This is a genomic window from Granulicella sp. WH15 (assembly GCF_009914315.1).
Taxonomy (GTDB): Bacteria; Acidobacteriota; Terriglobia; order Terriglobales; family Acidobacteriaceae; genus Edaphobacter.
The window spans coordinates 2572603-2585939 of the sequence record NZ_CP042596.1; the positions used below are offsets into that span (position 1 = coordinate 2572603).

At 53.4% G+C, this 13337-nt stretch carries 8 protein-coding genes; 2 read left to right on the forward strand and 6 right to left on the reverse strand.

Features of this window, described 5'->3' with window-relative positions; translation table 11 throughout:
• Positions 1-375: 375 nt before the first annotated feature.
• Complete coding sequence (locus FTO74_RS10640; protein ID WP_162538129.1) at positions 376-642, forward strand: hypothetical protein; 267 nt, start codon at positions 376-378, stop codon at positions 640-642.
• Between the two features lie 117 nt (positions 643-759).
• Here FTO74_RS10640 and FTO74_RS10645 read toward each other — a convergent pair whose 3' ends face one another.
• From FTO74_RS10645 to FTO74_RS10670, 6 genes are all read right to left on the reverse strand, one after another.
• Complete coding sequence (locus FTO74_RS10645) at positions 760-2187, reverse strand: TolC family protein (RefSeq protein WP_162538130.1); 1428 nt, start codon at positions 2185-2187, stop codon at positions 760-762.
• Between the two features lie 4 nt (positions 2188-2191).
• Positions 2192-3739: an MFS transporter gene (locus FTO74_RS10650; protein WP_255462191.1), complete on the reverse strand. Its 1548-nt coding sequence runs from the start codon at positions 3737-3739 to the stop codon at positions 2192-2194.
• A gap of 78 nt (positions 3740-3817) precedes the next feature.
• The gene (locus FTO74_RS10655; RefSeq protein WP_162538132.1) at positions 3818-4948 is read right to left on the reverse strand and encodes an HlyD family secretion protein; all 1131 of its coding nucleotides are present in this window, start codon (positions 4946-4948) and stop codon (positions 3818-3820) included.
• A gap of 220 nt (positions 4949-5168) precedes the next feature.
• On the reverse strand, positions 5169-5549 hold the full coding sequence (locus tag FTO74_RS10660) for a response regulator (protein ID WP_162538133.1): 381 nt from the start codon (positions 5547-5549) through the stop codon (positions 5169-5171).
• A 61-nt stretch (positions 5550-5610) separates the two neighbouring features.
• Positions 5611-6249, reverse strand: a complete 639-nt coding sequence (locus FTO74_RS10665) for a response regulator (protein ID WP_162538134.1) — start codon at positions 6247-6249, stop codon at positions 5611-5613.
• Positions 6246-9977, reverse strand: coding sequence for a PAS domain-containing protein (locus FTO74_RS10670; protein ID WP_162538135.1), 3732 nt, complete (start codon positions 9975-9977; stop codon positions 6246-6248). Before FTO74_RS10670 ends, FTO74_RS10665 begins: the two co-directional genes overlap by 4 nt.
• Before the next feature lie 399 nt (positions 9978-10376).
• Here FTO74_RS10670 and FTO74_RS10675 point away from each other — a divergent pair, with 399 nt between their 5' ends.
• Positions 10377-13328: an FAD-binding and (Fe-S)-binding domain-containing protein gene (locus FTO74_RS10675; protein ID WP_162538136.1), complete on the forward strand. Its 2952-nt coding sequence runs from the start codon at positions 10377-10379 to the stop codon at positions 13326-13328.
• Positions 13329-13337 lie beyond the last annotated feature (9 nt).

Here is a 13337-nt window from a genome sequence, read left to right on the forward strand (position 1 = left end):
ACTTTCTATCAGGAAGTGTAATTTACTTCATTTCCTAAAATTATAGGGTGACCCTCCAAAGAGGTCGAGTCTGGAAGAGGAAAGCATACCTCGGGACTAGGGCCGGCGTACGTCCCAATCAAACTCCGTACGCACCCCAGAAGCAACAGAAAAGACAAAACGACGGCAAAGGCAAAAGCAGATTCTTCGCTTCTGAATGACAAGCAAAAGAACGCGCAACCGCAGATTTTACGATGGCGCTCCGGAAGATCGCCTCGGGATTCTGAAATCAGCCGGGAATCCTAATCCGACACGGCTTCGATAACCTCCTGCCCTGCATCCTGTTTCACATCGCGGCCGTACTCGATGCGTACTGGAAGACGCAGTGCGGAGAAGATGAGTACTATCTGGATCGTCGTAAGAAAGATGAATGCCGCCCGGAACGGAAACGTGAAAAACGGTGCTCCGCTCGAAGACTTCCATGCGACCACATTCACCACTGCCGTCATCCTGATGGGCCGCCACGTCACTGCAGGATGTTCAGCGTGGTGGTGGCCCTCGGCAGATCTTTTTTGGGGAGCAGCGATCGCTGGAGAGGTGGTCGAGTTTCTGGAGCGAGATAAGAGCGACCTTGCTCAAGACTTGAATGACGGTCTTGGTTGAAGCTCCAAGCTCGGTTAAGACTATTTCAACCTTAGCTTTCTGCTCGTCGCGTATTGAATGAGCATCGCTCTAGCCGTTCCATGGTTGCATTTCAAAGGCCAGCAGCGACTGGCTCCATCAGGGACGTTGCCCCAGCATCTGTTGAATGTTATTTTGCGCAAGAAACAGGCCGAGCTGAGTTTCCAGAAGAGATGCTTTTGTGTCGTAAACGGCGGCGTCCGCCTTTGCTGCGCTCGATGCGAGATCAGCGTTTTGCTCCACACGTTGAGAGCTTACCCGGGCTGCTTCGACTCGTGCCTTGAGGGCCTCGTTCACAACCGCTATAAGCTGCTGTAACTGTTCGGTCTTGTCATAGGCAGCAGATATCTCGATCGCAACGTTTGCTTCGGTCTGCTGCAATTGAGTCTCTGCCATCTGAAGCTCGATCCTGGCTTGTCTGAGCTTTGCCTCTCGAGTGCCGCCGTCGAAGAGGTCGTAGGTGAACGCGCCGCCGAATGTGCCGAAGTTGTGTACGAGAAACGGAATCCCGCTTTGGTAGCTATATCGTGCGAGTCCGCTGATGTCCGGAATATATGCATCGCGCGCAGCGGTCACTCCGGCCTTCGCCTTCTCTACTGTTTGTCTGGCCGCTAGCACTTTGGGATTGTTTGCTGTCACGGCCGCGATCGCCTCATGACGAGATGGAAGGGTCGGTGCTGCTCCCAGAGAATCACCGTCGAGAATCAGACGAGTGCCGAGTGGCAGTCCGAGGACATCGTCAAACTGAAGGGTCGCATCGTCGATTGCGAGTTCTTGCGTGAGCACGGATTGTTGCTGATCCAGATAGGCGGCGTGCGCCTGTAAGGCAGCGACGTTCAGAGATCTCCCTTCTGCCACAGCCCGAGTATTTTCGGATTCGTTTACGGATGCCGCCGATGCAGCCCGTTTTGTGGCCTCCAGGTGCGCCTGCGCCGTGAGGATATTGAAGTACATCTGGTGGACAAGCAGGGAGATCGAATTTTCCGCGTCGGTTTCATCGATCTGTGCGCTTAGGACGTCTGCCGTCGCGGCCCTGTCACCGGCGTGAATCTTAAACATCTGGGTGAGGGGTTGGACCAACCCTGTGCCGCTGGTGTATGTATTCACTGATCCCTGACCGATCCGCAGAGAGCGACCCGGGATGAGTCCGGTCGCAGCGGAGTTTCCGAAGGCACCAGCGGGAATGTCTATGCCTTCAAGTTCGGTGACGTGCAGAACCGTTGACTCGTTTTTGATGTGGGGATAGTAGTTTGCCCGCGCGATCGCCCGCTTTGCTTCATTGTCTTCCACAGAGAGGCGGGCAAGTTTGAGGCGACGATTGTTTTGCATAGCCAGCTCAACCGCTCTGGAAAGAGTAAGCGATCGCGTGGGTCGTCCGCTGTCTATCGATGCCTGGCTGTCTGCCTGCGCGGCTGCGTAATTAACGGCTAAGAAGGAAGCGATCAATAGGGCGAGGAGCAGATATCTGCGTGGCGGACTGCCGGAGATCCTGTGTTCCACTTTTATCTGTTTGTATGCTTTCCTCATAGCACTATGTCCTCTGAGCCTTTAAGGCAGCCATCATTTGTTTGTATTGAGTCTTTGCCGGTTCCATCGAAGCGATCACAATCAGACAGGCGATGGACGCGCAACCGAGGAGAAGGAAACAGTCCGTGACCGCTAAAGTGAACGCCTGCTTTCGGACGGTCAGAGCAAGCAGGGTCGATGCGCGGCCCATAGCAACATCCGAAGTGGTGGCCTGAGCCTGCATCCCAGCCGTGAGAGCAGCGATGCGCTCGTTCGCAGCGAGCGAACCCGACTGGACGTTGAGGCCCAATATGTTCGAGTGGTACATCTCGCGGGTTTGAAGGAAGTGCCCCATGAAGGTCGCACCTATTTCACCGCCAAAGAGACGAATCGTCTGGAAGAAGCCAGAGAACGTCAGCAGATCAATGCCTCGGCCCATCGCTCCTGAATTCAGGATGTCCAAAACAATCGAACCTACCAGCCCATTGAATGCGATGCCTTCTCCCAACGAGAGGACCAGTTGACTAGCCATGAAGTTCGTTCCCGACCAATCGGACGAGAGGTTGGCATTCATCAGACATCCCAATCCCATCAGGCCGAAACCTGCCGCGAGGATAATGCGATTGTCGACTCGGCCCAGCAGATAAACAGCGAGCAGACCGGCGAGGACCTGTGGAATGGCAAGCCACAACAGGACCGGACCGACTTCTACGTTGCTGTAGCCCTGAACGCTTGTCAGATAACTCGGGACAACCACTACGGCGGAAAGCAGAAGAAATCGGAAGAAGATAAGAACGAATGCAAGCAGTATGGGAGTGCTACGCCGGAGAAAAGGAAAGTTGATGAGTGGATTGGGCAGCATAAAATGCCGAACTGCCGAACATATGACGAGAAACATACCACTGACTACCAATGCGACGAAGGTGCCGGAGTGCCACCAATCCAGCCGCTGTCCCTGATCGAGGGCGCCATAAAGCATTGCCGCTCCGACGCTGGCATAGAGGAACCCACGCCAGGACGGTCTGGGCTGACCGGGTTTGGGTTGAGGCAGAGGCTGAGGAGGGATGCCGAGGTAGACGAAGAGCATCATCAGGGGAGCCAGTACTGCATCTGTCCAGAAGATCCAGCGCCATGAAAGTGCGTGAAGGAGCCAGCCTTCATACGAATGGGCGATGTGCGTCGTGACAACAATGTCTATCGCATATACGGAGATTCCATAAAGCACATAGCGTTGCGGTATGTTGCGAAGGATGAAAGACAGGCTGAGTGGATAGAACGTGCCCGCCGTCAGTCCGCTCAGCACCAAAAGAGTGATGAGCATGGAGAAGTGTGCGGCGAAGGGCATGACAAGACAAAATATCGAAAACCCTCCCGCGCAGGCCAACAGCACTCGACGAGGACCGAGCAGGCCGCCCAGATAGACGGAGAATGGTCCAACGAACATCAGCCCCATGTTGTAAGACGTTCCTATCCATGAGGCCCCATCGAAATCAAGATGCAGTGCACCGCGCAGGTCGGCGATGCCGACGCTGAGCAACCGGCCCAGAAAGGTTGCGAGCGCAGCGCCAAGCAATACTCCTGCGATCCCGAGTGCAGGATGGTAGGTTTGCCTGGGCGCGTTCTCTTGTGGAGCCTCTGGCATGGAAAGGATTTACCTCACAGTGGAGTTGCTGGATGGGTGGATCGCAACTTCCGCGGAGAAGCCCGGCCGTAATGGCGCGATTTCAGAGGCCTGGTCAAGCACGATTTTGACCGGAATACGCTGCACAACTTTGGTGTAGTTGCCCGTCGCATTGTCAGGCGGCAGCAGAGCAAACTGCGAACCACTTGCTGGAGCTATCTCCAGAACGTGTCCATGGAAAGATGAGGATGGAAGAGCATCGATACGAACATCGGCGCTATCGCCCTGGCGCACGCGTCCGAGCTGAGTCTCTCTGTAATTCGCCTGAATCCAGATTCCGCTTTGCACCAGATTGACCACCTGAACACCGGCCCCGACAAGCTGTCCTGGATGGACGCGAAACTCTCCAACCGAACCGTCGGCGGGAGCGAAGATTTTGGTGTAGCTCAGGTTGACCTGGGCTACGATGATCGCGGCTTTTTTCGCATCAATCTGAGCAAGCAGACCTGCGTCTTTGGAGTTCAATACCAATCGCTGCTGCTTCGCCCCGGCCAGCGCAGCCTGGGCACCGGCTACGGCGGCCTCAGCCTTCGCCAGATCAGCCTGATGTGCCTGCATGCCAGCCACCACGCTTAGTTTTGCAGCTTCTGCCGTCTCGAACTGCTGTTTTGTGGCTGCTCTGTTGCTCAACAGTGCCTGCTGACGCGTGAATTCGGATTCGGCCTGACTGACATTGGCCTGTGTCGCGCTAATTCCTGCTTGTGCCGCAGCTACCGCAGCCTGCGCCTGTTCTATGCCTGACTCGGCAGCGTTTATGCTCGCGTCTGCGGCTCGTTTTGCATCCTGATTTCCGGCATATTCAGCCTTCGTGCCCTCGAGTGCAGCTTCCGCCTCTTTGAGCATCGCCTGATAATCCGCATCATCGAGTTCGATCAGCAGTTGCCCGGCCTTGACGGCTTGGTAATCGCCTACCGTAACGCGTCGTACCGTACCGCTGATGCGTGTACTCAGAGGTGTTTGATCTGCGCGCACATAAGCATCATCGGTCCTTTGGACTCCCGCTCCAGATTCGTTACTTGTCCAATGGTCTCGAACGATGAAAAAAAGTCCCACAGCTATACCGAGGACAACGATTGGGACAATGACCGCACGTTTTGTCATGACTCAGAACATCCTCCATCGGGCATATCCATAGCCAGGTCCCGACCCAGAATTTTCATTGTAGGGATAGCATACAGGTATCGACTATCACGTATTTCTACTAGAAGCTGTTCACTCCGTGCGATCCAGAATCGGCGAAGGCCCGAGTAGAGTTCCCCCAAATGGGCAACCGTCGCTCGCACCACACTTACACTGTTTTTTCGACGTGATCCAGGATCCTCTAACGGATTCCCGATAGAACAACAGAAACAGCCGACAACAACTTTTTACCGTCAAAGGGCTTTTTGAAAAAATGACGCGGCAGCGCGTCCGTCTGAGGCTGGGAATTTACTAGTTCTTCACGACCGGTGATGAAGATGACAGGCAGATCAGGGCGATCAAGTCGGGTTATTCTCAATAAGCCAAAGCCATCAATTCCCGGCATGCTGACATCCGAGATCAGGCAGTCGAGATCCGCAAGCACGCCAGATTTGAGAAATGCCTCCCCTGACGAAAACAGCAGAACCGAATGGCCGGCTGATTCCAACAAACTTTCCAACGATTCGAGAATCCGATAGTCATCATCCACGACGGCTATGGTTCGTTTAAGATCATTAGTCATTTGACTGGCTTCACAGGGTTATTCAATAGTATGAAGTTTGAAATTGATGTCTATAGCAACTTTACAGGGGTGTCGATTCAGAAGAAGGAATGGCAATCTCCAGCCTTACGGCCATCCTTACCAACTGCGCCAGCGACGTCGCAGCCATTTTCCGCATGATCTGGCCACGATGAATCTGGAATGTGGTTTCACTTATTCCCAGTTGTGACGCTGCTTGCTTGTTGAGAAAACCAGCCACCACCAAAGGCAGCACGTCTCGCTCGCGGGGAGTCAGACGAGAAAAACGTTCCTTCAGCTGATCTACCTGAGTCCTGTCCAGGCGCGATTTAGTATCGCGGACTAATGCTTCCTCGATTGCGCGCAACAGTTGCTTTCGTCCGAATGGTTTCGGAAGAAAGTCCACAGCTCCTGCTTTCATAGCCCGTACCGTTGATGGAATATCGCCGTGTCCGGTGATAAAGATGATCGGTGGATGGCACCGGTCGGCTAATTGTCCCTGGAGATCCAGACCGTTGACATCAGGCAATCGCACGTCGAGAACCAGGCAGGCAGGCACATCAGGTTTGGGAAATTCGATATATTCCCTGGCAGAACTGAACACCGCCACACAGAAATCCAACGACGAGAGCAGCTCGGATAACGCCTCACCAACGCGGGGATCGTCATCAACAACAAATACCATATGATCTTTTGAGTTCATTCAAGTTCCTCTGCAAAGACAGGGAGTCTGAAGCTGAACGTTGTTCCCTGATCCTTGTTTCGTGTGATCCAGATATTGCCCTCATGTGCTTCGACGATTGAACGACATATGGACAGACCAATCCCCATCCCCTTGTCCTTCGTTGTAAAAAATGGTTCAAAGACTCTCTCCAGGTCTACGAGTCCACTTCCATGATCGCAAACTTCAATCAATATCGATGAGTCGTCACTTTCAGAACGTAGAAGCAGTTGCTTTGAGCGGTTGGTCATCGCGTCCATAGCTTCAATCCCATTATTCACAAGATTGATCATCAACTGTTGCATCTGCACGCGATCGGCAAGCGTTACTGGCAGCTCCGGACTTAGTTCCACCTGAACGCTGATACGCTTTCTCTGAAGTTCGTTCGACACTAAATGGAGCACTTCCTGAATCACTTCATTCATGTCCAGCGCTACCTTATTTGCAGTCTCTGCTTTAAAAAGAGCGCGGATTCGTTGAATAACCGCAGCAGACGCATTTCCATCCCGGATAATTCTTTGGATGGCCAGCCTCGCACGTTCAAGATTTGGCGAGTCAGTCGATAACCACATCTCACAAGCGTCGGCATTCGCCACGACCGCTGCAAGAGGCTGATTGATTTCGTGGGCGATCGAAGCCGACAACTCGGCCACAGTCGCGATTTGCGTTGCACGTGTCAGCTTTGCCTGAGTGAAGCGCAATGCTTCTGCCATCTTTTTACTCTCATCTATTTCGATGTTCAGACCGTACCATCGCGTAATTCGATTGTCTCTATCTCGCAACGGCTCGGCCAGCGTTTGAAACCATCGATATTCTCCGTCGCCTCGACGAAGGCGATGTGTGATTTCATGTGGCTCTCCGGTTTTAAGGGCATGTCGCCATGACCTACTCGTCGTTTCCGTGTCGTCTGGATGAATCAGGGAACTCCATTTACACTCAAGGAGTTCGTCGAGAGTTCTACCCGCATAGTTGCAAAAGCGCTGATTTGCATAGATGACCTTACCTTCTCCGGGTAGCGCGCACCAGATCAAGGCTGGAATCGCTTCGATAATCTGCCGAAGATGATGCTCATTCTCTCGAAGTGCTTCCTCAGCCATCCAGCGTTCAGTGATGTCCATTGCAGTACCTATGAATTCGACCAGATCCCCGGATTCGTTCAACACAGGATGGCCGACTACATGGATGTGCTTTAGTGTTCCGCATGGAAGAAGTATTCGATAGTCCACTTCATAGCCTGACTTCTCCTGTATGGCTCGTTCTATCTCCTTCTGCCATTTGGCCTGATCCTCAGCGTGAACCCGTTGAAGCCTATCTTCCCAGGTAGGCAAACCTCTATCAGGATCGAAGCCGAAGATGCGCAGACACTCCTCGGAAAGATAGGTGGGATCCTTTCCGGGAACACTCCAACCGAAACTGCCAGTATGTGTGAGCCTCTGCCCTTCCAGCAGGTAACTTTCGCTCCGACGTAGTGCTTCATGTACTCGCTTTCTCTCGGTAATATCGATCACGGCTCCGAGAAATTCCGCGGAGCCTGCTTCGTCTTCTATAGCATGTGCTACCAGGTGGAGATGCTTTACTGATTCATCTGGTAATAGAAGACGACATTCGAAGTCGCAGTCCTCCGCTTTACTCATTGCGCGATCAATGTATACCTGGACCAGAGCTTTGTCCTCCGGATGCACCCGACGGAAAATATGTTCGACAGTGGGATTGATGTCAAAATCGTATTCGAAGATCCGAAAGGTCTCGTCTGACCAAATCATCTCTCCTGTGGAGAGCCTGCATCCGAAACTCCCGGTCTGGCTTAACCGTTGGGCTTCGAGTAGGTATGCTTCGCTGCGTCTCAGCTTCTCTTCCGCTTTCTTACGCTCCTCGATTACGGTGATCAGATAATACCAACGAACAATGCGGTTTTTGGAGTCTGTCAGCGCGTTGCCTCGAGAATGTACCCAAGTATATGTACCATCGGGTCGTAATACGCGATGTTCGATATCAACTGGCTCATGAGTCTCAAGCGAACGTCGCCATATTGCCAACACGCTGTCGTATTCATCCGGATGTAAAAGCGCAGGCCAGTCACCGAACTCTTCAAAACGCTTACCGAAGAAATCCATCACTTGTCGACTGACAATTTCAATTTCACCTGAAGGCCCCATCGCGTGTATAAGCCCGGGAATGCTGTCAACGATCAGTCGAAGACTTTCTTCGCTTGCACGCAGGGCATCTTCCGCGCGTCTGTGGTCTTCAATGTCAGTATTGATTCCGATCCATTTGACGATGTTGCCTTCACTATCCTGCACTGGGCTTCCACGGAAAAGAAACCTGCGATACTCGCCGTCGTGACGACGAATGCGGCATTCTGACTCAAAAAAGTCGCCAGTCTTCAGAGCCCTCTGCCAGTCCTCCATAGTGCGGGAAAAATCGTCCGGATGAATCGTGACCAGAAAGCCCCAGCCAAGCGCCTCCTCAATGGTCAACCCCGAGTACTCTAACCATTGTCGGTTGAGAAAGTCGGCTGAGCCATCCGGCCCCGCGGTCCAGCCCAGACCAGGCGTCGTATCAATCACCAGTCGCAGTTGACTAGCTATGTCAATTTCTCTTTTTCGTAATTCTTCCTCTGCTCGTTTGCGATCCTCGATATCCGTGCCTGATACGTACCACTTGATGACGCTGCCACTCTTGTCACAGAGAGGAGCAACCTGAAACAGGAATCGGCGATACTGTCCATCAAAGCGTCGTATTCGCGCCTCAAACTCGCCGGACCTACAGAATCTGATAATTGAATTCCATTGATCAGAGTATAGAAGGAGGTCTTCGGGATGAATGGTAGAGACTAAATTCCATGCCCACGTTTTTGGATCGATGTTCTTCGTTGAATCCTCAAAGCGTCGGTCCAGCGCACTCTCCAAAGAGAGCCCGAGGTAATCCAGCCAGCGCTGATTGAGGTAGTCTACCGATCCATCCTGTCGTGCACTATGGATGAATGCCGGTGTCGTATCCACGACCAGACGAAGCCGCTCGTCTTCTCTCTTCATGTTCTCAATATCGGTCGCGGTGCAGATCCAGCGGGAGATTGCACCACTATCGTCTACTAGTGGCTTATATCGGAACAGAAACCAGCGATACTCCTCATCTTTGCCAAGAGCGCGTCTTTCGATCTCGAAAGGAAGCCCCTCCGATAGACTGCGCTTCCGTTTACCGTTTGCCGTTTTAATGTCGTCTGGGTGAATATCTCGACGAATACGCTCGCCCGTCTCAATATTTTTCATCTGATCCAGAGTGCGTCCCGTGTAATCGAGAACCATCTGGTTCGCTTCGAGAAGGTGTCCATTGGGGTCAAGCAGAAGAACGTGATGAGGAATGAAGTCAATGAGTTCTCGAAGCTCTTTCGTATTCTTCCTGATCTGGTTTTCCCTCGATTGGATGAGATAACGAATAATAAACGCAGCGATCGTGAACGTAATAAGTCGCGGATAGGCAGATGGTGCGATCGAGAAGTGTTGTCGCGGCGTGAGGAAAAAAAAGTCAAGTGCAAGCACGGAAATTCCGACTCCCAAGAGGCTCGGATATCGTCCTCCGTACAGAGAACCGACCATGATCCCGAGGAGGAGGCAGGTCGCCTCAGCGCCTGAAATTCGCCCCGCGAGAATCGCGAACAGACAAGCCGCAATTACCAACCCGTAACGATAGACATCAGGAGAAGACTTCATTTATTGGTTCCTGTTCAGTACTTTGTAGGTCTAGTAGAAACATGTGATATGCAGTTCCAGGCACCGTGCGTACGATTACAACTCGAGCATGGTTATAGTCCTTTTTCATCGATTCTCCTCCTCCAGCGGCAAAGTCCCAGAAACCCTGACAGGTGAAGAAACGTGTCTGAGCGAGCAAATGCAACTCCAGATTTCAAACTGCTTATTGGGCGCCGTCAAGGCGATCAGCTTTAGAAGATCTGCCGGAGCCGCGCGTCGATACCTACAGTGGCGAGTTGCCAACTTATCCCTTTGTCGCTTTGTAGTTACAAACTGCCTTACCGATCCGATCTCTCCTTTCTACACTTGGGAATCATCAGTCCCCAAATCTCTGTCGAAACACCAGCCATGGAGGACACAATGCTAACGCTGTTAGAACCAGATGCCGCGCGAATTACTCCAGCCGACCATGCTCCAACTCACGACCGTGCTCCGGAAGAACTGGCGCTGGGCACTCCTTTGTGGCTGCGTGATGACCTCGTTGAGATTCTGGGCGACGCACAGGTGCATTCGCGAGTCATCGATCTCGTCAAGTACGCGACGGATGCGAGTCCCTACCGGATGTTCCCAAAGGTGGTGGTAACGCCGCGAACCGTCGAAGAGATCGCCAGGATCTTCGCTTACGCGCAGAAAAAAAAGCTTCCAGTAACCATCCGCTCTGCAGGTTCGAGCCTCAGTGGCCAGTCGCAAGGCGACGGCATTCTGATCGATGGTCGAAAGCATTGGGCCGGAATGACGGTCGAGGACGGCGGCAAGCGCCTTAGAGTGCGGCCAGGAACGGTCATGTTCCGAGCAAACCTTGCATTACATCCCTACGGCTACCGACTAGGACCCGATCCAGCCAGTTCTGGCGTGGCGACCGTGGGAGGCGTAATTGCAAATAACGCCAGCGGAATGTGCTGCGGAACCGTCGAGAATTCTTACAAGACACTCGAATCGGTGTCGTTTCTGCTTCCCTCGGGCACACATATTAATACTGCGGATCCAGACGCTGAAAATCAGTTCAGTGTTGCGGAACCAGATCTAGCCGCTGGGCTGATGGAGATCAGAGAAGAGATCTACAAAGACACGAAGCTCGTTGAACGGCTCAAGAAGAAGTACAGCATCAAGAACACGACGGGCTACCATATGGGGGCCTTCCTTGATGAATCGACACCGCTTGGAATCTTCCGCAAGCTGCTCGTGGGCTCGGAAGGCACATTGGCCTTCATCTCAGAAGGGGTCTTCGAGACGGTGCCTGACGATAAGTACCGACTGACAGCTTTCCTCGTCTTCCCCGACATGCACTCTGCATGTGCTGCCGTAGCTCCCTTTGTTGCTCATGGTGCGGCTGCCGCAGAACTCTCCGATCGTGGATGTTTACACGCTGTAGAGGGTAAGCCTGGCGTACCTGACCGCTGGAAGACGTTACCAAGTGAAGCAACCGCGCTGCTGGTAGAGTTTCGCGAACCAACTCCCGAGAAGCTCAAAGAGGCAGGCGCTGCGGCTCAGTCAGTACTCGAAGGACTTCAGTTGCTTGAAAAGGCGGAGTTTACCCAAGACCCACATCTTGCGGCGCAGTACTGGACCATCCGCAGCGGACTACTACCATCTATTGGTGGGGCTCGCCCCAGCGGTACATCGTTGATCCTCGAAGACGTTTGCTTTCCTCCGGACAAGCTTGCGGATGGTGCGCTCGATTTGCAAAAGCTTTTCCCTAAGCATGGTTATGATGGAGTGGTCTTTGGCCACGCCTCTGCAGGGAATCTCCACTTTCTGATTACCCCCTCATTGAATACGGAAACGGATGTCGAGCGGTTCGACGGGTTTCTGCAGGATGTAGTGAAGCTTGTCGTTGACAAGTACGACGGCTCACTAAAGGCCGAGCACGGAACAGGCCGTAACATCGCTCCCTTCGTTGAGCACGAGTGGGGCTTGAAGCTCACCGACATGATGTGGCGGCTGAAGCGTCTTGCCGATCCAAATCTCATGCTGGCTCCGGACGTAATGCTGACCAGGGATACGAAAGCGCATCTTCGTCATCTGCACACGGTGCCCACGGTCGAGCAGGAGGTCGACCGCTGCATTGAATGCGGCTACTGCGAATCCGTGTGTCCGAGCCGTCACATCACCACAACGCCGCGGCAGCGCATTGTTATAAGACGCGAGATGCTGCGCCAACCGACTGGTTCTATCGTTACCGAGGCACTCCTAAAGCAGTACGAGTACGACGCGATTGAGACCTGCGCCGGCGATGGCAGTTGCGCTCTCGCCTGCCCCGTAGGCATCAACACCGGGATGCTGATGAAGCGATTCCGTCATGAGGAACACAATACCACCCAAGAGCACGTCGCCGAGAAGATTGCGGAGAATTGGGGCGCTGCCGAGATAGGAGCGCGAGCGGCTCTCACGCTGAATCATATTGCTACCAGCATGTATGGTGGATCTCTCGTAGCCGAAAGCGCTCTAAAGGTAGTTCGCTCGGTTGTGAGCAAGGACCTGGTGCCGGGATGGCTTCCCGTGATTCCGCCGGCTGCCACTCCCAAGGTTCCAGATACATCGCGTGAGGCCGCAGCCGCAGTCTATTTCCACGCATGTGTCAACCGGATGTTTGGAAACTCCGAGGAATCGAAGGGGCCAGGCATCGCCGATGCGATGGTCGCGGTGTCGGCTCGAGCAGGAATGCCACTCTGGATCCCTGACGACCTATCTGGAACCTGTTGCGCAACGGTCTGGCACTCCAAGGGCTACGCCGATGGCAATAAATACATGGCCAACAAGATCGTCGAGAAGATGTGGGAGTGGAGCGACGGCGGAAAGATTCCGGTCGTCTGCGATGCCAGTTCCTGCACATTCGGAATCACGACCGAGATTCTCGGTTATCTGACGCTGCAGAATTCGGAACGACACAAGCAGTTGAAACTGATTGACTCCGTGGGATGGGCGTATGACTACCTCTTGCCGAAGCTCAAGGTAGAACGTCAGATCGAGTCTGCTGTGATTCATCCAGTCTGTGCCATTCATCACCTTGGATTGGTCGAGAAGATGCAGCTGCTCGGCGAGGCTTTGGCAAAGAAGGCCGTAACGCCGATCTACGCTACCTGCTGCGCCTTCGCTGGTGACCGGGGCTTTCTGCATCCAGAGTTGACTCAGTCCGCTACTTCGGAAGAGGTGAACGAGATTGGAGATCAGGAGTTTGACAAGTACCTGTGCAGCAACCGAACGTGCGAACTGGGCATGAATCTGGCGACTGGGAAGGACTATCAATCGGTGATCTTCCTGCTTGAGGAACTGACACGGCCCCAGGCACAAGACGCACCATCCATCGCGTAAGGGAGAGGC

Excerpts from the sequence above, each read along its gene's own strand:
- FTO74_RS10640 (WP_162538129.1), top strand. The coding sequence starts at position 376 with ATGAGTACTATCTGGATCGTCGTAAGAAAGATGAATGCCGCCCGGAAC.
- FTO74_RS10645 (WP_162538130.1), bottom strand. The coding sequence starts at position 2,187 with ATGAGGAAAGCATACAAACAGATAAAAGTGGAACACAGGATCTCCGGC.
- FTO74_RS10655 (WP_162538132.1), bottom strand. The coding sequence starts at position 4,948 with ATGACAAAACGTGCGGTCATTGTCCCAATCGTTGTCCTCGGTATAGCT.
- FTO74_RS10660 (WP_162538133.1), bottom strand. The coding sequence starts at position 5,549 with ATGACTAATGATCTTAAACGAACCATAGCCGTCGTGGATGATGACTAT.
- FTO74_RS10665 (WP_162538134.1), bottom strand. The coding sequence starts at position 6,249 with ATGAACTCAAAAGATCATATGGTATTTGTTGTTGATGACGATCCCCGC.
- FTO74_RS10670 (WP_162538135.1), bottom strand. The coding sequence starts at position 9,977 with ATGAAGTCTTCTCCTGATGTCTATCGTTACGGGTTGGTAATTGCGGCT.
- FTO74_RS10675 (WP_162538136.1), top strand. The coding sequence starts at position 10,377 with ATGCTAACGCTGTTAGAACCAGATGCCGCGCGAATTACTCCAGCCGAC.